At 70.8% G+C, this 18,927-nt stretch carries 19 protein-coding genes and 1 pseudogene; 7 read left to right on the forward strand and 13 right to left on the reverse strand.

The window, feature by feature from the left end; translation table 11 throughout:
- Positions 1 to 5: 5 nt before the first annotated feature.
- Together ACPPVW_RS00170 and ACPPVW_RS00175 are read right to left on the reverse strand one after the other, a co-directional pair.
- Complete coding sequence (locus tag ACPPVW_RS00170; RefSeq protein WP_426624558.1) at positions 6 to 395, reverse strand: VOC family protein; 390 nt, start codon at positions 393 to 395, stop codon at positions 6 to 8.
- 57 nt (positions 396 to 452) lie between these two features.
- Positions 453 to 1,397: a DnaJ domain-containing protein gene (locus ACPPVW_RS00175; protein WP_426624559.1), complete on the reverse strand. Its 945-nt coding sequence runs from the start codon at positions 1,395 to 1,397 to the stop codon at positions 453 to 455.
- 137 nt (positions 1,398 to 1,534) lie between these two features.
- Here ACPPVW_RS00175 and ACPPVW_RS00180 point away from each other — a divergent pair, with 137 nt between their 5' ends.
- Complete coding sequence (locus tag ACPPVW_RS00180; protein ID WP_426624560.1) at positions 1,535 to 1,915, forward strand: glyoxalase superfamily protein; 381 nt, start codon at positions 1,535 to 1,537, stop codon at positions 1,913 to 1,915.
- Between the two features lie 11 nt (positions 1,916 to 1,926).
- On the opposite strand, the gene ACPPVW_RS00185 is transcribed toward ACPPVW_RS00180, so the two are convergent.
- Genes ACPPVW_RS00185 through ACPPVW_RS00210 form a run of 6 tightly spaced genes read right to left on the reverse strand, consistent with a single transcriptional unit; the run spans position 1,927 to position 7,075 of the window.
- The gene (locus ACPPVW_RS00185) at positions 1,927 to 2,805 is read right to left on the reverse strand and encodes a prenyltransferase (protein ID WP_426624561.1); all 879 of its coding nucleotides are present in this window, start codon (positions 2,803 to 2,805) and stop codon (positions 1,927 to 1,929) included.
- On the reverse strand, positions 2,802 to 3,119 hold the full coding sequence (locus ACPPVW_RS00190; protein ID WP_426624562.1) for a lycopene cyclase domain-containing protein: 318 nt from the start codon (positions 3,117 to 3,119) through the stop codon (positions 2,802 to 2,804). The genes ACPPVW_RS00185 and ACPPVW_RS00190 overlap by 4 nt, the downstream gene beginning before the upstream one ends.
- Positions 3,116 to 3,445, reverse strand: coding sequence for a lycopene cyclase domain-containing protein (locus ACPPVW_RS00195; protein ID WP_426624563.1), 330 nt, complete (start codon positions 3,443 to 3,445; stop codon positions 3,116 to 3,118). The genes ACPPVW_RS00190 and ACPPVW_RS00195 overlap by 4 nt, the downstream gene beginning before the upstream one ends.
- Positions 3,442 to 5,070: a phytoene desaturase family protein gene (crtI, locus tag ACPPVW_RS00200; RefSeq protein ID WP_426624564.1), complete on the reverse strand. Its 1,629-nt coding sequence runs from the start codon at positions 5,068 to 5,070 to the stop codon at positions 3,442 to 3,444. The genes ACPPVW_RS00195 and crtI overlap by 4 nt, the downstream gene beginning before the upstream one ends.
- Positions 5,067 to 5,969 carry a phytoene/squalene synthase family protein gene (locus tag ACPPVW_RS00205; protein WP_426624565.1) on the reverse strand — a complete coding sequence of 301 codons (903 nt, stop codon included), beginning with the start codon at positions 5,967 to 5,969 and terminating at the stop codon, positions 5,067 to 5,069. Before ACPPVW_RS00205 ends, crtI begins: the two co-directional genes overlap by 4 nt.
- Positions 5,966 to 7,075, reverse strand: a complete 1,110-nt coding sequence (locus ACPPVW_RS00210; protein WP_426624566.1) for a polyprenyl synthetase family protein — start codon at positions 7,073 to 7,075, stop codon at positions 5,966 to 5,968. Before ACPPVW_RS00210 ends, ACPPVW_RS00205 begins: the two co-directional genes overlap by 4 nt.
- 72 nt (positions 7,076 to 7,147) lie before the next feature.
- Between ACPPVW_RS00210 and ACPPVW_RS00215 the strand changes: the two genes are divergently transcribed.
- Positions 7,148 to 7,705, forward strand: coding sequence for a MarR family winged helix-turn-helix transcriptional regulator (locus tag ACPPVW_RS00215; protein ID WP_426624567.1), 558 nt, complete (start codon positions 7,148 to 7,150; stop codon positions 7,703 to 7,705).
- On the opposite strand, the gene ACPPVW_RS00220 is transcribed toward ACPPVW_RS00215, so the two are convergent.
- Positions 7,686 to 9,176, reverse strand: a complete 1,491-nt coding sequence (locus ACPPVW_RS00220; protein ID WP_426626344.1) for an SDR family oxidoreductase — start codon at positions 9,174 to 9,176, stop codon at positions 7,686 to 7,688. The two genes, ACPPVW_RS00215 and ACPPVW_RS00220, sit on opposite strands and share 20 nt — an antisense overlap.
- A gap of 68 nt (positions 9,177 to 9,244) precedes the next feature.
- Here ACPPVW_RS00220 and ACPPVW_RS00225 point away from each other — a divergent pair, with 68 nt between their 5' ends.
- Entirely contained in the window at positions 9,245 to 9,586 is a 342-nt protein-coding gene (locus tag ACPPVW_RS00225; RefSeq protein WP_426624568.1) for an ATP-dependent DNA ligase, read from the forward strand.
- An 87-nt stretch (positions 9,587 to 9,673) separates the two neighbouring features.
- A complete protein-coding gene (locus ACPPVW_RS00230; protein ID WP_426624569.1) occupies positions 9,674 to 9,859 on the forward strand; it encodes a hypothetical protein in 186 nt (61 codons plus the stop codon).
- Between the two features lie 34 nt (positions 9,860 to 9,893).
- On the opposite strand, the gene ACPPVW_RS00235 is transcribed toward ACPPVW_RS00230, so the two are convergent.
- The 3 genes from ACPPVW_RS00235 to ACPPVW_RS00245 all read right to left on the reverse strand — a co-directional run bounded on the left by ACPPVW_RS00235 (position 9,894) and on the right by ACPPVW_RS00245 (position 12,945).
- A complete protein-coding gene (locus ACPPVW_RS00235) occupies positions 9,894 to 10,859 on the reverse strand; it encodes a sigma-70 family RNA polymerase sigma factor (protein WP_426624570.1) in 966 nt (321 codons plus the stop codon).
- A gap of 218 nt (positions 10,860 to 11,077) precedes the next feature.
- The gene (locus tag ACPPVW_RS00240; RefSeq protein ID WP_426624571.1) at positions 11,078 to 12,046 is read right to left on the reverse strand and encodes a DNA topoisomerase IB; all 969 of its coding nucleotides are present in this window, start codon (positions 12,044 to 12,046) and stop codon (positions 11,078 to 11,080) included.
- Positions 12,043 to 12,945, reverse strand: a complete 903-nt coding sequence (locus tag ACPPVW_RS00245) for a Ku protein (RefSeq protein ID WP_426624572.1) — start codon at positions 12,943 to 12,945, stop codon at positions 12,043 to 12,045. Before ACPPVW_RS00245 ends, ACPPVW_RS00240 begins: the two co-directional genes overlap by 4 nt.
- 87 nt (positions 12,946 to 13,032) lie before the next feature.
- Between ACPPVW_RS00245 and ACPPVW_RS00250 the strand changes: the two genes are divergently transcribed.
- The gene (locus ACPPVW_RS00250) at positions 13,033 to 15,480 is read left to right on the forward strand and encodes an ATP-dependent DNA ligase (RefSeq protein ID WP_426624573.1); all 2,448 of its coding nucleotides are present in this window, start codon (positions 13,033 to 13,035) and stop codon (positions 15,478 to 15,480) included.
- Positions 15,481 to 15,581: 101 nt separating this feature from the next.
- On the opposite strand, the gene ACPPVW_RS00255 is transcribed toward ACPPVW_RS00250, so the two are convergent.
- Positions 15,582 to 17,141, reverse strand: coding sequence for a bifunctional phosphatase PAP2/diacylglycerol kinase family protein (locus ACPPVW_RS00255; protein ID WP_426624574.1), 1,560 nt, complete (start codon positions 17,139 to 17,141; stop codon positions 15,582 to 15,584).
- A 53-nt stretch (positions 17,142 to 17,194) separates the two neighbouring features.
- On the opposite strand from ACPPVW_RS00255, the pseudogene ACPPVW_RS00260 reads away from it, so the two are divergent.
- Both ACPPVW_RS00260 and ACPPVW_RS00265 read left to right on the forward strand, forming a co-directional pair.
- Positions 17,195 to 17,677 (forward strand): annotated as a pseudogene (locus ACPPVW_RS00260) (pyridoxal-dependent decarboxylase); the annotation flags it as partial.
- 52 nt (positions 17,678 to 17,729) lie between these two features.
- Positions 17,730 to 18,800 carry a DUF4434 domain-containing protein gene (locus ACPPVW_RS00265; protein ID WP_426624575.1) on the forward strand — a complete coding sequence of 357 codons (1,071 nt, stop codon included), beginning with the start codon at positions 17,730 to 17,732 and terminating at the stop codon, positions 18,798 to 18,800.
- Positions 18,801 to 18,927: the final 127 nt, after the last annotated feature.

Here is an 18,927-nt window from a genome sequence, read left to right on the forward strand (position 1 = left end):
CGGTCTCAGTCCTGCAGCACCGACATCACGTTTCCTGCCGGGTCGCGGAACCAGGCGATGTCCGGTCCACGATTCGCCGCCTTGCCGCGCGCGATGCCCTTCTCGTCGGTCGGGAACGCGTCGTCGTCGTAGATCGTGGTCACCACGCCCTTCGCGTTGAGCTCGTCGACGGCCGCGTCGATGTCGGCGACGACGAGGTTGAGGATGGTGAAGCTCGCGGGCTGGTGATCGGGCTTCGGGTAGACGAACACGTGGCCGCCGGCCGGGAGGGCGATGTCGAGGTTGCCCATCGGGCCGTCCGTCACGTCGAGGCCGAGCGCGTCCCGGTAGAAGGTGCGCGCGGCGTCGATGTCGTTCACGCTGAATCCGCTGAAGATGTCGAGAGTGTTGACCATGGGCACACTCTGCTCCCCTAGTGTCCGCTTCGTCTAGGGAGAGCAGGGAGGCACGCCCTAGACGAAGCGGACGGCCTCCTGCAGCCGCGGCCGCAGTTCGAACGCACGGTCGACGCTCTCGCGGCCCGCGGCGTTGGCGCCGTCGCGCAGGACCTTCGGCAGCAGCGAGCGCCGCACGACCATCGACCCCGACAGCCGGCCGCGCTGCACAATGTCGAACGGGACGGCGAGGGCGTCGTCGGGAACCACGACGATGAGACCGGTGAACCGCACGCCAGCCTGGCGGCCGAAGCGCTTGGCCGACGCGTAGAGGTCGCGGAACGGCTCCTCATCGCGGCGGATCCCGGCCCCTGTCAGCTCGCCCTTGGCGAGCTTGACCTCGCTCCCCCAGTCGGCGGAGCGGACGGCGAACAGCCCGGCAGGGCCGAGCACGATGTGGTCGAGCTTGGCGTCGGTCGCCGGGTGCACCGCGACGTCGTTCCAGATGGTGAAGCCGATCCCGAGGCCGGAGACCGCGCGGGCCGTCGCCTCCTCGGCGAGCGCCTCCGCCAGCAGCATGCGGATCTCGCGCGGAGCGGAGCGGACCAGCGCCGGGTCGTACGGGTCGGCGTCGGAGCCGCGGCCCATCCACTCGCGCATGAGCGTCAGGAACCGCTCCCTGGCGCGACCGCCTGGATGCCCGTAGCTGCGCGCCCGCACGGTGGCCCCGCGCGCGGAGGCGCGCGTGGGATGCACGGTCGCACTGAAGCCTCCGCCACCGGATTCGCCTGAGACGGCGTCGACCACGAGGGTCTCGCCGCGGTCGTAGCGCGCGCGGCCCTCCGGGTCGCCGACGAGCTCCCACGCGGTCTGCACCGCTTGGAAGGCCGCCGCCGTCCCCCCGGTGTCGGGGTGGGTGGCACGGGCGAGACGCCGGTAGGCGCGGCGCAGTTCGTCCTGGCTGACGGTCGCACTGACGCCGAGCACCTCGTAGGGACTCGGTGCGGCGGGGCTGTCGGTCATGGGTCACGACATTAGCGGGTGGATCCGCGAATTCCCTTCATTTCGGATGAGGGTGAAGTGCGATTCAGGACGGGATGTGACCGCTAGTCCTTCTAGCCTGGAATCACACGAACGGAAAACCGAAAGGGCAAGGAATCATGACCATCAGCGACTGGCGCATCGAGCTCATCATCGTCCCCGTCACCGACGTCGACCGGGCCAAAGCCTTCTATGTCGACGCGCTCGGCTGGAACGCGGACTTCGACCAGGTCGTCTCCCCCACGCTGCGATTCGTGCAGGTGACGCCTCCCGGATCGGCGTGCTCGATCGCGTTCGGCGAGGGGCTGACCGACATGGTGCCCGGCACGATGAAGGGCCTGCAGATCGTCATCCCGAACGCCGACGAGGCGCTCGCGCACCTGCGCGAGAACGGGGTGGAGGCCGAGGGCGTCGACGAGCAGCCCTGGGGCCGCTTCGTCACCTACACCGACCCGGACGGCAACGGCTGGAGCCTGCAGCAGTTGATCCCGCGAGACTAGGGACTCTCGCTTCAGCCGAGCGCGGAGGCGATCAGCAGCAGGGTGACGGCGAACCCGCACGCGTAGTTGATCCAGAGGAAGCGCCGCCAGCCCCGGTTGGCGGCGCTCGCCCGTTCATCGGGAAGCGACCAGTACGGCGCGGCCGTCAGGAGGTACGGCACGGCGAGGAGCGCAGCGAGCGGCCCGGGCCACGACGTCCCCAGCATCGCCAGGCCCGCGGCTGCCCAGGCGGCCATCGCCAGGCGCGTGGTGCGTGCGGCGCCGAGCACTGTGGCGATCGAGGCGATGCCGGCCTCCCGGTCGGGCACGATGTCCTGCACGGCGCCGAACGCGTGGCTGCCGACGCCCCACAGGAAGAACGCGAGCAGCAGCAGGCACAACCCGGGTGTGAAGACGGCTCCGGCGAGGACGAGACCATAGAGCGCCGGGCTGACGAAGTGGAAGCTGGAGGTCGCCGAGTCGAGGAACGGCACCTCCTTGAACCGCGGCCCCTTCATCGAGTACGCCAGCAGCGCGAACAGGCTCGCGGCGAGCACGACCCACGACGACGGCGAGCCGACCAGGACGAGGAACACCAGGAAGGGGACGTTCGTCACGACGGCGGCGACGATCGTGCTCCGGTGCACGCGCCGGTCGAGCAGGGCGCCCTCCGCCCCGCCCTTGCGCGGATTGCGCAGGTCGGACTCGTAGTCGAACACATCGTTGATGCCGTAGAGCGCGAGGTTGTACGGCACGAGGAAGTACAGCGTCCCGATCACCAGGACGGCGTCGATGCGTCCCGTGGTGAGCAGGTAGGCGGCAGCGAACGGGAAGGCGGTGTTGATCCAGCTGAGCGGGCGGGAGGCCAGGAACAGCTGGCGAAACAGCGCAGGAGCGACAGCAGTGGTCACGTCGGCCTCCGCCGGAGCAGGACCCAGAGGCCGCTGACCAGCAGCAGCCCGGCGATCGGATACGCGAGATCCTCCACGGGAACCAGACCGACCCGGGCGCCCGTCACGGTGTGCCGAGCGTACGTCATCAGACCTGCGGCGATCATCGCGTTGTCGAAGACGATCGTGAGCGCCATCAGGACGACTGCCGACGCGAGCACGGGAGGCCACCAGCGGCGCATCAGCCGGGCGCGGTCGGGTGCGCGGACCAGCGCGAGCGCGAGGACTGCGCCCGCGACGGCCAGGAAGACGAAATCGATGAGGAGGTAGCTCATCTGCTCCTCCCCTGGCCTCTGTCGAGCACGGCACGGCCGCCGAAGATCAGGATGAGCGTCAGATAGCAGAGGAACGCCAGGAACACCGGCTCCTCCAACGGGAGTTCTGGCGCGAGCTCGACACCGGTCATGAACGGCGAGCGCCCGCGCGCGAACACCCCGAAGACGATCCCGGCGGCATCCCAGGCGAGGAAGAAGACCAGCCAGACGATCACGACCGCTGTGGCGCGCCGGGCGTCCCGCCGGAAGACGAGGGCGAACCGGCTGTCCAGGAGCACGAGCGCAGCGGACGCGATCAGCAGGCAGGCGAGGTAGGCGAGGCTCACCGCACGCGCTCCGCACGCGCGGCGGGCGCCAGCGGCTCCGCCAGCCGCTCGGCCGAGGCGTCGCCGCGCAGGCGCTTGACGATCAGCTCAGCGCTGATCAGGCACATCGGCAGCCCGATGCCCGGGATGGTGGATGAGCCCGCGTACAGCAGGCCGTCGACCCGGCGCGAGGCGTTGCCGGGCCGGAAGAAGGCGCTCTGCCGCAGCGTGTGCGCCAGCCCGAGCGCGCCGCCGCGCCAAGCGTTGAAGCGCTGCGCGAAGTCGTCAGGGCCGACGGTGCGCCGCACCACGATCCGATCGGCCAGATCGGGGATGCCCGCCCACGCGGCGACCTGCGCGATCGCCGCGTCGGCCGTGCGTTCGACGATGCGGTCGCCCGCCCCGTCGACGCCGCCGGCGCCGATCGACACGTCGGCGGCCACGGGCACGAGGACGAACAGGTTCTCGTGGCCCGCTGGCGCGACGCCGGGGTCGGTCGCGCTCGGCTTGCAGACGTAGAGCGAGGCGGGGTCGGGGATGCCGGGGCGCGCGCCGAAAACACGCGCGAAGCCGGCCTCCCAGTCGGTCGTGAAGAACAGGTTGTGATGCGCGAGCTGCGGGAGGTCGCCGCGCACGCCGAGCATCGCCAGCACGGCCCCCGGACCGGGATCGCGGCGGCGCCAGAGACGTTCGGGGTGCGTGCGCAGTTCGGGAGGCAGCAGCTGCGTCTCGGTGTGGTGCAGGTCGGCGGCGGAGACGACGAGGTCCGCCTCTGTCACGTGCCGAGCGCCGGAGGCGTCCGCCCACTCCACACCGCAGACCCGCGCCCGGCCGCCGCGCGTGTCCGTGCGGATCCCGACAACGCGGGCGCGGGTGAGGAGGTCCGCTCCCGCGGCTTCGGCGAGCGCCGCGACCCGGGCGATCAACTCCGCGAAGCCTCCCATCGGGTAGCGGACGCCGTCGTCCAGGTCGAGGTGGCTCATGAGGTGGTACATGCTCGGTGCACGTGTGGGCGACGTGCCGAGGAAGACGGCCGGATACCCGAGCAGCTGGCGCAGGCGCGTGTCGTGGACGAATCCCGCCGCGTACCGGTCGAGCGGTTCCACGAGCAGTCGCGCGAGCCTGCCGAGCCGCCGGAGGACCGCAGGGTCGAGCAGTGGCCGGGGCGACGCGTACGTCGCGTAGAGGAACCGGTCGACGGCGAGCCGGTAGGTCTCGGACGCGCTCGCCAGATAGCAGTCGAGGGCCGCGGCCGCCCCCGGCTCCACGCTCTCGAACAACGCACGGTTCGCGGCGCCGTCGGACCGGATGTCGAGGGGCGCGTCGCCGCCCGGTGTCTGCGTGCTCCCCTGAGCGAACAGCCGGTAGCCGGGGTCGAGCGTCACCAGGTCCAGTTGCTCGGCCGTGCTCGTGCCCAGGAGCCGGAAGAAATGGTCGAAGACCTCCGGCATCAGATACCAGGAGGGGCCCGTGTCGAAGCGGAAGCCGTCGGCCTCCCACAGCCCGGCCCGGCCGCCGACGACGTCCTGTTGCTCCAGGAGGGTCACGCGGCACCCGTCGTGAGCGAGCAGGGCGGCGGTCGCGAGCCCGGAGACCCCGCCGCCGATCACGACGACGCGGCGCGACTCGGCAGCGCGCACCGTCATCGCAGCGCCCCCGCCGCCGCACGGATCAGGACGGCCAGCTTGGTGCGGGTCGGCACGCTCACCCGGTGCGCAATGAGGTCGGCCGCGGGTGTGACGCGGATGCGGTCGCTCAGCTCGGCGAACAGGCCGTGGGCCGCCGTGATCGCGCGGCGGCAGTTCTCCGGCAGCTCCGGGATGGCATCGGCGGCCACTCCCAGATCGCAGTCGATGTCGACCACGAGTGCGAGCTTCTGGCGCTCGGTCAGATGGGCGGGGTCGATGCCGGGGAAGTAGCTCCGGCCGAGCTCGGTGCAGTCCACCGCGAGGTCGCGCAGGAAGTTGATCTTCTGGAACGCGGCACCGAGCCGTCGCGCTCCGACCTCCAGCCGTCGTCTGCTCGGTTCCGGCACACGCGTGTCGTGCAGGAACACCGCGAGGCACATCAGGCCGACGACCTCCGCCGAGCCGTAGATGTAGGCGCCGAGCTCGTCGGCGGTGAAGTCGACAGGGTCGAGGTCCCGCCGCATCGACGCGAAGAACGGACGGGTCAGCTCGTCGCCGAAGCCGGCTGCGCGCGCCGTGCGGGCGAAGGCGTGGACGACGACGTTGGCGCTGTAGCCGCTGCGCATCGCCCGCTCGGTGTCGTCCTCCAGCCCGTCGAGCACCGCTGCGATCTCAGCCGGGGAGAGCCCGGCTTCGGCTGCCGCGCCGTCGACGATCTCGTCCGCGACCCTGACCAGAGCGTAGACGTCCTCGATCTGGGGCCGGACCGCCGGCGACAGCAGGCGGGTCGCCATCGCGAACGAGGTCGAGTACTCGTGGATGATCGTCGCCGCACTGCGATGGGCGGCCTCTCCGTAGAGCCCGAGGTCGGTCGGCGGGGTCGCTGCTCGCGCGGGCACTGGGGCGGTGCGGGTCATGACGTCCGCCTGACGCAGCCGAGCGCGAGCCGGGCGAGGATAGCCGCGAGCTCGCTGGGGACCAGCGGCGAGTCGAGCGTCGCGATGGCGGTGGCGACATGTTCGGCGAGCAGCCGCTCGACGAATACCCGGGCGCCGCAGAGCTCGAGCAATGCGCCCGCTCTGGCCGCGTCGGCGGCGGTCACGTCGGGGCGCCCCAGCAGCGGCTCGATGGCCGGCCACTCGCGGGTGCCGCGCGCGACGGCGATCAGCGATGTCTGCTTGCCCTGGCGGAGGTCGCTGCTCGCGCTCTTGCCGGTCACGGCCTCCTCGCCGTACACGCCGAGGAGATCGTCGCCCAGCTGGAAGGCCGTGCCGACCAGCCGTCCGTAGCCGGCGAGGAGGTCGAGGAGGTCCTCGCTCGCGCCGGCGAGCGCTGCTCCGGCGGCGAGCGGCGCTGCCACGGTGTACACGGCGGTCTTCGCCTCCGTCATCGTGAGGACGTCGTCGATCCCGCCGTCGGACAGCCCCGTCGCCAGGCCGACATCGGCCAGCTCGCCGGCCGCCGTCACGAAGACCGCACGGTCGAGCAGGTCGAGGATCAGCGACCGAGCGGACTCGGGCGCCGACAGGCGCGCGACGCGCTGGGCGGCGGCGTGGAGCAGGAGGTCGCCCGCGAGGATGGCGGCCGACTGTCCCCAGAGCAGCGCGCGGGGCTCAGCGGCGCCGCGGAAGCGGGCGTCCGCGCTGAACTCGCCCGCCACGTTCGGGCGGCCGCGGCGCACGGTGTCGCCGTCGATCACGTCGTCGTGGAGCAGGAAGGCGGTGTGCAGGAGCTCGACGGCCAGGGCGGTCTGGACGGCGTCGGCGCGGAGGCCGTCGCCGCTCAGCCCGTGGTAGGCGGTCAGGACGAGGCGCGGCCGCAGGCGCTTGCCCCCGCGTGCGGAGTCCGTCACGCTCTGCCAGAGGCGGCGGTACCCGTCGCCGTACTCGACGGCCTCGGCTTCCCGCCCCGCGAGGAAGGCCGAGAACTCGTGCTCGACGAGGAGCAGATCCGCCTCGATCGCCTCGGCGATCGTCTCCGTCGGGCTGCTGACGTGCGCGATATCGGGATGGAGCTGGGTCATGCGAGCCTCCTTACCTAGCCAGGTAAGTAAATAACCTAGCACGATTCTTACGCTTGGCAATAGGATGAGCGCATGAGTTCCAAGGACGAAGCGCGTCGCATCTCCGGGTCGCTGATCGACCCGCGCGTCATCGACCCGAGGCAAGAGCTCGTGCGCCACGACGACCTCTCCGAGGACGAGCTCGAACAGATCATCGGCGTGCTCGCCGCCGTGCGGCACTGGCGGGAGGCGGAGCAGCGGCTCAACCTCGAGTCGCGCACCGCCCTCCAGCTCAACGAGACGGACATGAAGGCGCTGCGGTACATCATCGCGTCGACCAACGCGAACGTCGCGGTGACCGCGGGTGCGCTGAGCGAACACCTCCACGTCTCGACCGCCTCCGTCACGAAGCTGCTCGACCGGCTGGAACGGGCCGGCCACATCGTGCGCCGCCCCCACCCCACCGACCGGCGGGCCGTCACCGTCGAGATCACTCCGGAGACGCACCGGCAGGTACGCCGGACGATGGGGCTGCAGCACGCGCGCCGCTTCGAGGTGGCTCGCGCGCTCGGTCCCGAGGAGCGGGAGATCGTCACCCGGTTCCTCGACGACCTGAGCGCGACCACGCTCGTCACCGCTCCGCCGGAGTGACCTGTGCGCGCCGAGCAGACGCGGCGCGCTCGGCCGTCACGACGATCCGGTTCGCCATGCCCTCGAAGATGACGCCGTGGAACGGGAGAATGGCGAGCCAATACAGCCGCCCGGCCAGGCCGCGAGGGAAGAACAACGCACGCTGCCGGTACCGGCTGCCATCGCCGTCCGACTGGACGCCGAGTTCCAGCCAGGCGCGTCCCGGCACCCGCATCTCCGCGCGGAGCCGGAGCGCCGAACCGCGCTCCAGCTGTTCCACCCGCCACCAGTCGAGCGCGTCGCCCGTCTGCAACCGGTCGGCGTGGCGACGACCGCGACGGAGTCCGACGCCGCCGGCGACCTTGTCGGCCCACCCTTGCAGCGCCCAGGCGAGCGGGAACGAATACCACCCCCGCTCTCCGCCGATCCCCTCGACGACACGCCACACCTCTTCCGCGCTCGCGCTACTCGCCCGCTCGCGCAGATCGGTGTAGACCGTGTGACCTGCCCACTCCGGATCGCTCGGCAGTGGATCGCTGGGAGCACCGGAGACCGATGCGTCCTTCCAACTCGTCTCCACCGTCCCCTCGCGCATCCGCGCGAGCGCGAGGCGGACGGCGGCCCGGTAACCGGTGAGGCCACCGACCGGCGGTGGGATCAGGGCATCGATGTCGCTCTCGCGCCGTACGCAGTCGTACTGCAGCGATTCGATGATCGGCACGGCCAGCGCCCGCGGAATCGGCGTGACGAGGTTCACCCACTGCGATGCCAGCCAGGGGGTGAACACCGGCAGGGCGGCGATCGGGCGCTGCCGAAGGCCCGCCTCCACGGCGTAGCCGTTCATCATCTGGCCGTAACGCAGAATGTCCGGGCCGCCGATGTCGAACGAACGTGACACCTCCACGGGCAGTTCGACGGCCTCGACCAGATAGTGCAGCACATCCCGCACGGCGATCGGCTGGATGCGATTGCGCACCCAGTACGGCGCCGGCATGTACGGCAGCACGTCGGTCAACTGGCGGATCATCTCGAACGACGCCGAGCCGGCGCCGATGACCACACCGGCCTGCAGAACGATGGTGGGAACGCCGGAGTCGAGGAGGATCCGCCCGACGGCGACCCGGGACCGCAGGTGTCGCGAGAGCGGACCGTCGGGATGCAGCGCCCCCAGGTAGACGATCCGGCGCACTCCCCCCGCGACCGCCGCGTCGGCGACCGCGTGCGCCGCCTCGGCCTCGTCCGCGTCGAAATCGCCCGTGGCGCGCATCGAGTGCACCAGGTAGTAGACGGCGTCGATGTCGCGGACTGCCTGCGCGACGGCGGCCGGGTCGCCGAGATCGCCGTGGACGACCTCCACGTCGTCGCGCCACGGCACATCAATCAGCGTGAGCGGCGACCGCACGAGGACCCGCACCCGATGCCCGCGCTCGAGGAGGCGCGGCACCAGGCGGCCGCCGATGTATCCGGTGGCCCCGGTCACGAGCACGCGCATCGCCGTCACCGCCCGAACATACCCTCCCTCCGATCCCACATACACCGACCGTCAGGTACGGTTCTCGCATGGGCAAGCTTGTTTACGGCGGGACGACCGAGATCGGTTTCGAGGATCGGATCCTCGCGCACCTGCAGATCGTGGTCGGCCTCAAGCTGCGCCGCAAGGAGGGGTTCTTCTTCTCGTGGCGAGACGAGCAGGGGGTCGGCGACGGCCGCAGCGCCATCTGGATCGACCCGGCCATCCCGCTGCTGTTCCGCTACAGCGGCGGGAGGCCGCCGAAGATCAACAAGGCGTGGCTGGAGCAGCTCACCCTCTCGTCCAACAGCGCCCAGGGCCTGCAGCTCACCGAGGAGATCGGCGCCCTCGGCGCGGACGAGGTCAACGCCGACACTCCCCCCAGCCGCTAACCGCCAACTCGCTGAGAGACGCTCAGAACGTCTTGATCGGCGCGGGCGACGCGCTTAGTGTGTCCGGATCGAGCGAGGGAGGCCATCATGGCTCCGGCAGAAGAAGACCCCGTCGCAGCGCCGGCCGCGCCCGCCGCGCCGGCGGAAGCGCCCGCGGCCGGGGCCCCGGCCGACGCGACGGTCGGGGCCGACGCCGCCGCCCCGGGAGACCGTCCGGGAGACATCCCGTTCGACCAGGCGGTCGCCGAACAGGAGAACCCCGAGCTCGCCTGAGCCCGGGGTTTCCCGTTCGCGTCCGTCGTCGCCGTCAGCGCAGGTACTCGAGCAGCTCCGGGCAGCGCAGCCGCTTGAGGCTGCGCGTCTCGAGCTGGCGCACCCGCTCGCGGGTGATGCCGTAGACCTCGCCCACTTCGTCGAGTGTCATCGGCTTCTGGCCGTCGAGGCCGAAGCGCATGCGCACCACCCTGGCGTCACGCGGAGGCAGGTTGCGAAGGCGCTCCTCCAGATCGCGGTGGCGGAACTCGACCTCCACCGACTCCGACGGCCCAGGCGCGTCGCCGTCCTCGATCAGGTCGCCGAGCTCCGCGCCCTCGTTCTCGCCGACCGGGACGGCCAGCGACACGGTCTCCGAATCGCTCATGCGCAGCTTGTGCACCTCGGCCGGCGTCAGGTTGGCGGCCTCCGCCATCTCCTCCAGCGTGGGCGTACGGCCGAGCTCGCCGCCCAGGTCGCGGCGGATCCGGTCGAGCTTGTCGATCTTCTCCACGGTGTGCACCGGTATCCGGATCAGGCGAGCGGTGTCCGCGATCCCGCGGAGGATCGACTGGCGGATCCACCAGGTGGCGTAGGTGGAGAACTTGTTTCCGGTGCGGTAGTCGAACTTCTCGACCGCGCGGACGAGACCGAGGTTGCCTTCCTGGATCAGGTCCATGACCGCAAGACCACGGCCCGCGTAGCGCTTGGCGATGCTGACGACGAGACGAAGGTTCGCCTCGATGAAGCGCTCGAACGCACGCTTGCCGTCGTCGGCTAGGTACTGCAGTTCTCGCTTCTCGCGCGGGGTCAGCCCCTGGCGGGTGGCCAGTCGCTCGCCGGCGAGCACGCCGACCTCGATCCGCTTGGCGAGGGCGACTTCTTCGTCCGCGGTGAGCAGACGGGTCCTCCCGATCGAATTGAGGTAGTCGCGTACTGGATCATTCGTCACTTCGAGCACTGTCATCGTGTCATCCCATCCCATCGTGCACAGAGTTTTTCTGCCTCGATTCGTGTCCAAGGGTAGACAGATTGCCTACGACCCCAACAAGGGGTTGACACGCCGCCGGCGACTTGCTAGGCGTGTCGCTTGCGCCCGCGCAAATGCCCGGATGTCAAGGGAATGGCGCCGAACGGACGGCCTCGTGGTGTCACCGGCGTGGCGTGCGTTCATCGATATCCCAGCGAACAAACCGGCGGCCCCGATGGCGATCGCGTTCTGCCACGTCGTCGGCGCGGTCAGCTCGCGAGGAGTTCGAGCAGCGCAGGCTCCGGCACGCGACCGCCCCTGACATCGATCACCTCGCCGTTGCGATAGCGGTCGAAGATACGCGGATCGATGTAGCTGTTGCGCGCGATCGTCGGAGTGTTGCCGAGGGCCGCCGCCGCCTCGTTCACAGCCGCCGAGACTCGCTTCTTGCGCTGGGCGGCGGAACCGCCGACGCCCAGCGCAGCGAGCGCCTGGGCGGCGACGATCGTGCCGTGCAGAGTGCGGAAGTCCTTCGCCGTGAAGTCGCCGCGCGTCTGCCGCCGGATGTACTCGTTGAGCGACGCGGGCCGGATCGTGTGCCAGGTGCCGTCCTTCCACGAGAGCAGTCGCGCGCGCGGCCCCCGCAATGCCTGGATCTCGGCCAGCAGCGCGGCGAGGTCGGGGTCAGTGAGAGTGCTGGTCCACTTCTGCGCCGACTTGGCCGGGAACGTGAGAGTGATGTCGTCGCCGTCGATGCGCGCGTGCCGGCACAGCAGCGTCGTGAGACCACGGCTCCCATTGGCGTGCAGGTACTCCTCGCTCCCGATCCGCACACTGCCGAGGTCGATGATACGGAACGCCGCGGCCAGGATTCGGTCGCGGCCGAAGCCCTCCTCACGGAGATCCATCGTCACCGCACGGCGCGCCGCCGGCAGCGTCTCGGCCAGCTGTGCCGCACGTTCGAACTTGATCCGGTCCTGATGCAGCAGCCACGAGTCGTGGTAGCGGTACTGTCGGCGCCCGGCGGCGTCGGTCCCGACCGCCTGGATGTGTCCGCGGTCGTCCGGGGAGATCCAGACGTCCTTCCAGGCGGGCGGGATCACGAGCGAGCGGATCCGCTCGAGCTCGCGCTCGTCCACGATTCGGTTACCGGCCTCGTCCTCGTACACGGGACCCTTGGCCGAGTCACGCCGGGCATACCCCGGCCCGGACGGGTCGCTTCGCCGCAGGCGAGTCACGCGGGCTTCTTGGCCTTCTTCGCGGGCGTCTTCTTTGCTGGCTCCTTCGCCGCGGCGGCACGCTCGGCGGTGCTCGCGGCGGGCGCCTTCGTCTCGGAGGCCGCCCCTCCCCTGCTGCGCTCGACGCTGCGCTGGAGCGCCTCCATCAGGTCGATGACCTCGCCGCCGCCCTTCTTCGACTCCTCCGGCTCCTCGCCGAAGGTGACCGCGGTGTCGATGGTCTCGCCCTGCTCCAGCTTGGCGTCGATGAGCTTGCGGAGCTCCTCCTGGTACTCGTCGGAGAACTTCTCGGGCTCGAAGTCGCCGGCGAAGCTCTCCATGAGCGCCGCGGACAGCGACAGCTCGCGCTCGGTGATCCGCGGCGTCGTCTCCAGCGCCGCGAAGTCGGCCTCCCGGATCTCGTCGTGCCAGAGCATGGTCTGCAGCACGAGCACGTTGCCGCGCACCCGGAGGGCGCCAAGACGCGTCTTCTGGCGCAGGGCGAAGTTGACGATCGCCGTGCGGTCCTCGTCCGCCAGGGTCTTGCGCAGCAGAGCGTAGGCCTTCAGGGACTTGGAATCGGGCTCCAGGTAGTAGCTGCGATCGAACCACAGCGGGTCGAGCTGGTCGTTCGGGACGAACTCGACGACATCGATCTCCCTGCTGCGCTCGGCCGGCAGCGACTCCAGGTCCTCCGGCGTGAGGATGACGGTCCGCTCGCCGTCGTCGTACGCCTTCGCGATGTGCTCGTACGGAATGGTCTTGCCGTCGATCTCGCAGACGCGCTTGTACCGGATGCGCCCGCCGTCGGCGTCGTGCACCTGGTGGAGTGCGACGTCGTGATCCTCTGTCGCGCTGTAGACCTTCACGGGCACGTTGACCAGCCCGAAGGTGATAGCGCCCGTCCAAATGGCCCTCATGCGTCCATCGTGTCCGTCGAACCGCCGAAACTCAATGGGCGATAGCTGCGCCTGCCGCGAGACCGCGCGGCGGCGTACGGTGTTCGCATGGTTGCGGAGGACACCGAGACGGTCTCGATCGACGGCCACCGGCTGCGGCTGACCAACCTCGACAAGGTCATGTACCCGGAGACCGGGACCACGAAGGCGGACGTCATCGGCTACTACCACGCGATCGCCGACGTGATGATCCCGCACACCCGCGACCGCATCGCCACGCGGAAACGCTGGGTGCACGGCGTCGGCACACCCGGTCATCCCGGCGAGGTCTTCTTCCAGAAGAACCTCGACCCGGCCTCCACCCCCGGCTGGGTGAAGACGCGCACGATCACGCACAAGACCAGTGCCAACACCTACCCGCTCGTCAACGACCGCGCGACGCTCGTCTGGCTCGCGCAGATCGCGTCTCTGGAGCTGCACGTGCCGCAGTGGCGGGTCGGCCGCGGGGATCAGCGCAGGAACCCCGACCGACTCGTCCTCGACCTCGATCCCGGCGACGGCGCCACCCTGCTCGACTGCGCGGAGGTCGCCGGGCTGGCACGCGCCATCCTCGCCGACATGGGCCTCGACCCGCTCCCGGTGACGAGCGGTTCGAAGGGCATCCACTTGTACGCCCCGCTGGACGGGTCGCAGACCAGCGACCAGGTCTCGGCCGTGGCACACGAGTTGGCGCGGGCGCTGGAGGCCGACCATCCCGACCTCGTGGTGAGCGACATGAAGAAGGCGCTCCGGGCGGGCAAGGTGCTGGTCGATTGGAGCCAGAACAACGGAGCGAAGACGACCATCGCGCCCTATTCTCTGCGCGGACGGTTCCGCCCAACGGTCGCAGCGCCGCGCACCTGGCGGGAGCTGGCCTCGAAGGAGCTGCGCCAGCTGGAGTACCCGGAGGTGCTCGATCGGGTGAAGAAGCGCGGGGATCCGCTCGCCGACCTCTCCGCCGGCCGGGCCGCGGCCGAGGGGACGGACCGCCTCACCACCTACCGCTCCAAGCGTGACGCTGACAAGACACCGGAGCCGGTGCCGACGGTCAGCCCCGACGCCGCGGACGGGCGCTCGTTCGTCATCCAGGAGCATCACGCCAGGCGACTGCACTGGGATTTCCGGCTGCAGCACGACGGCGTCCTGGTCAGCTGGGCGCTGCCCAAGGGTCCCCCGACCGACCCGAAGCAGAACCACCTGGCGGTGCACGTGGAGGACCACCCGCTGGAGTACGGCACCTTCGCCGGCGACATCCCGCACGGCGAGTACGGGGCGGGCCACGTCGACATCTGGGACCACGGCGAGTACGAACTCGAGAAGTGGCGCGAAGACGAGGTGATCGCGACCTTGCACGGTCAGAGGGACGGCGGGCTGGGCGGCGAGCCGCGAAAGTTCGCGCTCATCGCCACCGCTCAGGGCGGCGACGAGAAGAACTGGCTGATCCACCTCATGAAGGATGCGGACCGGCAGACGGCTGCGGCGAAGCCGACGGTGGAGAAGGCGGCGAGGTCGAAGAAGACGACGGCGGCGACGGCACGCCGCGCGATCGACAGCACGCCCATCTCCCCCATGCTCGCGACCCTCGGCTCGCGCCGTGACATCCACGACGAGGCCGAGTGGGCGTTCGAGATGAAATGGGACGGCATCCGGGCGATCGCCGTCGTGCAGGACGGCGCCCTCCGGCTGACGACGCGCAAGGGCAACGACGTCACCCGCACCTACCCGGACCTCGCCGGGCTCGTCGGGCTCGCCGGCGCGCACGACCTGATCGTCGACGGCGAGATCGTGACCCTCACCCGCCAGGGCCGGCCGGACTTCGGCCTCCTGCAGACCCGGATGGGCCTCAGTCGGCCGGCGGAGGTGGAGGCGGCCGCCACGCGCGCACCGGCCCACTATTTCGTGTTCGATCTCCTCGAACTCGACGGGAAGGACCTCCGGCGCGAGACCTACGACGACCGCCGCGCCGCTCTGGAGGCCGTGCTCACGCCCCCGAAAGACGACCCCGTGCAGGTGCCGCCCGCCTTCGCCGGCGACGTGGACCACGCCATCACCTCCTCCAAAGAGCTGGGTCTCGAAGGCGTCATGGCCAAGCAGCGCGACGGCACCTACGCGACCGGCCGCCGCTCGCGCACCTGGATCAAGATCAAGCACCACCTCAGCCAAGAGGTCGTCATCGGCGGGTGGACACCCGGGAACGGCAGACGGGCGAACGGCATCGGCGCGCTGCTGCTCGGCATCCCGGACGGCGACGGGCTGCGCTACGTGGGCAAGGTGGGCACGGGCTTCACCGACGCGATGCTCGATGACCTGGCCACGAAACTCGCCGCCCATCCGCGCAAGACCCCGGCCCTGGAGGGCGTGCCATCGCTCGACGCGCGCGGCGCGCACTGGGTGCGACCCGAATACGTCGGGGAGGTCGAGTTCGCCGAGTGGACGGCCACCGACCGCCTCCGTCAGCCCTCGTGGCGGGGCCTGCGACCCGACAAGTCCGTCGACGAGGTCGTGCGGGAGTCGTGACGCGGCGCCGCGCCCGGCTCCCCGGGCGCGCGGCGCATTCGCGGCGAATGTCACTACATGCCGTGCGAGACACCACATTCGCGCCGAATGCCGCGCTCGGTTCAGGGGGTGCGCGGCGAGTAGACCTCCAGCGCCGCCGGGAGGATCCGCAGCTCCAGCCCCTCGCCGGGCGTGTCCGCCGACGCCTCGCCGTCGTGCGCGTAGCCGGGATCGATGTCGCGGGCGCGCACCGAAAGCCTGTCGTCGGTGAACGCGTCGATCACTGGAGGTCCCTGCAAGAGCGGGAGCCGCGCGACGAACGCGTCGGTGCGGCCGCCGAACGCCAGAGCGACCGCGCCGCGGGCCTTCGGCCGTCGGCCCGCCCAGAGGATGCGGACGTCGAGCAGACCGTCGTCCAGCCTCCGGCGCTCGATCGGCGCGACCGACACCGGGTAGTAGCGGTCGACACCCACGAAAACCGACCAGATCGACCGGTCGCGGCCGTCGATCTCCACCTCGACCGGGTTGGTGGAGCGCACGACGCGGATGGCGGCGATCACAGCCGCGACCGGCTTGCCCCACCGCCCTTCGTGCCTCTCGCGCTCCGCGACGAAGGCCGGGTAGAGACCGACGGAGGCCGTGTTGAGCACAGTCCGCGTCACCGCGTCGCCGCCGGCCGGGAAGCGCAGCTCGGCGACGTCCACCCGGCGACCTGCGCCCGCCTCGAAGGCGTCCAGAGCGGTCTCGATCGACTCGAGCGCCGCCGCCTTGGCGAAGTGGTTGAACGTGCCGCCCGGGAGCACCAGCAACGGCAGCCCGGCGAGCCGGGCCTCGTGCGCCATCGCCGAGACCGTGCCGTCGCCGCCGGCGATCCCGAGCACGCGCGGCGGTTCCGCCGAGGCGAGCTGCTCCTGGACGAGCGCGGCGATGTCGTCGCCGTCCTGCAGCTCGTGCACTCGGGCGTCCGGGAATCGCTTCGCGAGCAGCGGCCGCGGATCCGGCCTCCCGAGCCCGGCGCCGGAGCCCGGGTTGACGACGATGAACGTTCCCGCCCCACGCGGCAGCACGGGCAGCTCGACCGTCTCGGCGGTCGGGGCGGGCGCTGCCGAGCGCCGCGCGGAGCGCAGCAGCGACGTCGCGGCTTTCAGCAGCACAGCGGCGGCCGCGCCGATCGCTGCGCCGCCCGCGACGTCCGAGAACCAGTGCGCGCCGGTGTGCAGGCGCGAATACGCGACGCCCGCCGCGAGCGGCGCGAGGGCCGCACCGGCCGACGGCGACTCCAGCGCGACGCCGACGGCGAACGCCGCGGCACTCGCGGTGTGCCCGGACGGGAACGACGGGGAGGTCGGCGACCGGTCGAGTCTACGAGCGACCGGGATACTGGTCAGGGCGGGACGCTGCCCGCCGACGAGGGTCTTGCCGACGACGTTCGCGACCAGGCTCGCGAGACCGAGCGACACGACACCGCGCAATGCCGCCCGCGGATTGCCGAGCGCGACGAGCACGGCCGCGGCGGCGAACCAGAGCTTGCCGTGGTCGGCGGCGCCGCTCAGTAGCCGCCAGAACGCGTCGACGCCCGGCTCGGTGCGCCGGTGGTTGATGCGGCGGGCCACAGCCTCATCAGCGCGCACGACCGCGCCGGGGAGTGCGAACCGGAACCGGCGGCGACGGGGCGCAGACATGGCCCCACCCTACTCGCGCGGCAAGTTGGATCTGCGACCACTACGCGACGCACGACCCGCACAAGTGGCTGTTCGCACCCTCGACGCCTGCGCCTTGAACCCCCGCGACTCGGAGGCGGGGCGTCGGGCACACACCCAGCGCGCCGAGTACCTGGACATCCTCACCGAGACGGCGGAGCGAAGCCCGTCCGATTACGCGGCCCGCCTCACCCGGCGCGCCCGCCGCCTCCCTTTCTGGTTCTCGATCGCCAGCCACGGTGCCGCCGCCCACCGCGAGGCCGTGAGCACGTCCCTCCTTGCTGGCCCGCCGGATCGCGGACGAGAACGAGCGCCGCGACGGCTTCCGCCTGGTGCGGCGGCCACAGCTCTCGGTCGTCGTGCTCAAGCGGGAGGACTGGACGAAGGAGGACTACGCGCTCTGGTCGGCGAGGCTCCTGGACGAGCAGCGCGCCTTCGTCACCCGGAGCTCGCACGCCGGCCGCCCGAACACCCGTTTCGCCGTGCTGAGTCCGCGGGTGGGCACGCTCGACGAATGATGTGAGAAATGTTATAGAGTCCAATACTTGACACTATGCAAAAGGAGCACAGGTGCGTGGAATCAGCGTCCTCTCACTGTCCGTCGTAGGCCTGGCCGTCGCCTCGCTGGCCGCCGCTCCAGGAGGTGCGTTCGCCGCGGTGGCGACCGCCCCGACCACCGCGTCCTGCTCCGTCTCGGCGGCGGGCGCCATCGGCGGCTCGTTCATCAGCCCCTACTCTGTCTACGGCGCCTCCGCCGCGCGCCTCGACACGATGTTCGCGAACATGAAGACGTCCGGGATGAACACCGCGATCCTGCAGTGGACCGGCTACCGCTACGGCGACGGGTCGGTGGCGACCACGTATCAGGCGAGCCCGGGCACCGGCTTCGGACAGTGGGACGACTCGCTACCGCGGGTCGTCGCCGCCGCGAAGAAGGCCGGCGTCGCCCTGTGGGTGGGGCTTCTGGTGAGCCCCGAGGTCCTCGACGACGCCTCGACGAACACGGACGCGGCCACCCTGAACGACATCGCCGACGCATCCATCCGGCTCGCAGCTGACCTCCGCTCGCGGTTCGGCAGCGACATCGCGGGCTGGTACATCCCGGTGGAGCCGGGCTTGCAGAGCGTGAACGACGCCGCGAGGACGAGCCTGCACGTCGGGTTCTACAAGCGGATCACAGACGGTCTGCGCGGGCTTCCCCAGCGGGTTCCAGTGCTCGGGTCGCCCGCGGTCGCGCGCGCGATCGAGGCGAACCTCACCGGGGTGCAGTTCGTCCAGATGTTCGAGCCGTTCTTCGCCGGCTCTGGCGTGGACACCTGGGCCTTGCAGGACGGCTTCAAGATGACGGGGTGGAGCCCGGCCGACAACGCCGCGCTCGTCTCCACCGGCACGTCGCTCGCCGCGGTATACGGCGTGACCGTGTGGGCCGACGTCTACACGCCCGGTCCGGGCGAGGCGAACTTCCCGACGTCGCCCAGCGCCTTGGCGGCGGACCTGACAGCGCTGAAGAAGACGGGCGTCCCGATCGTGTCGTTCACGTTCGACACCGCGATGAACGCCGATCCCGCGCTGGCGGACGCCTCAGACCGTCGAGCGCTCGCGGACGGGTACGCCGCGTACTGCCGGCCGATCGCGCAGTAGGGCCGCTCGGCGCAGTCGGCCTACGGCGCCGGCTCCGCGTCGCGGTCCCGGATGCGCGACGGACATGGCGGTCACGACGGACAATGGACGCCCGGCTCGGTGCGCCGGTGATTGATGCGGCGAGCCA

This window comes from Leifsonia sp. McL0607, assembly GCF_049993355.1.
GTDB lineage: Bacteria > Actinomycetota > Actinomycetes > Actinomycetales > Microbacteriaceae > Leifsonia.

Bases quoted from the DNA above. Each gene is read 5' to 3' on its own strand.
- ACPPVW_RS00215 (WP_426624567.1), top strand. From the start codon at position 7,148: ATGAGTTCCAAGGACGAAGCGCGTCGCATCTCCGGGTCGCTGATCGAC.
- ACPPVW_RS00245 (WP_426624572.1), bottom strand. From the start codon at position 12,945: ATGAGGGCCATTTGGACGGGCGCTATCACCTTCGGGCTGGTCAACGTG.
- ACPPVW_RS00220 (WP_426626344.1), bottom strand. From the start codon at position 9,176: ATGCGCGTGCTCGTGACCGGGGCCACCGGATACATCGGCGGCCGCCTG.
- crtI (WP_426624564.1), bottom strand. From the start codon at position 5,070: ATGACGGTGCGCGCTGCCGAGTCGCGCCGCGTCGTCGTGATCGGCGGC.
- ACPPVW_RS00190 (WP_426624562.1), bottom strand. From the start codon at position 3,119: ATGAGCTACCTCCTCATCGATTTCGTCTTCCTGGCCGTCGCGGGCGCA.
- ACPPVW_RS00170 (WP_426624558.1), bottom strand. From the start codon at position 395: ATGGTCAACACTCTCGACATCTTCAGCGGATTCAGCGTGAACGACATC.
- ACPPVW_RS00175 (WP_426624559.1), bottom strand. From the start codon at position 1,397: ATGACCGACAGCCCCGCCGCACCGAGTCCCTACGAGGTGCTCGGCGTC.
- ACPPVW_RS00210 (WP_426624566.1), bottom strand. From the start codon at position 7,075: ATGACCCAGCTCCATCCCGATATCGCGCACGTCAGCAGCCCGACGGAG.
- ACPPVW_RS00205 (WP_426624565.1), bottom strand. From the start codon at position 5,969: ATGACCCGCACCGCCCCAGTGCCCGCGCGAGCAGCGACCCCGCCGACC.
- ACPPVW_RS00255 (WP_426624574.1), bottom strand. From the start codon at position 17,141: ATGTCTGCGCCCCGTCGCCGCCGGTTCCGGTTCGCACTCCCCGGCGCG.
- ACPPVW_RS00180 (WP_426624560.1), top strand. From the start codon at position 1,535: ATGACCATCAGCGACTGGCGCATCGAGCTCATCATCGTCCCCGTCACC.
- ACPPVW_RS00250 (WP_426624573.1), top strand. From the start codon at position 13,033: ATGGTTGCGGAGGACACCGAGACGGTCTCGATCGACGGCCACCGGCTG.
- ACPPVW_RS00230 (WP_426624569.1), top strand. From the start codon at position 9,674: ATGGCTCCGGCAGAAGAAGACCCCGTCGCAGCGCCGGCCGCGCCCGCC.
- ACPPVW_RS00225 (WP_426624568.1), top strand. From the start codon at position 9,245: ATGGGCAAGCTTGTTTACGGCGGGACGACCGAGATCGGTTTCGAGGAT.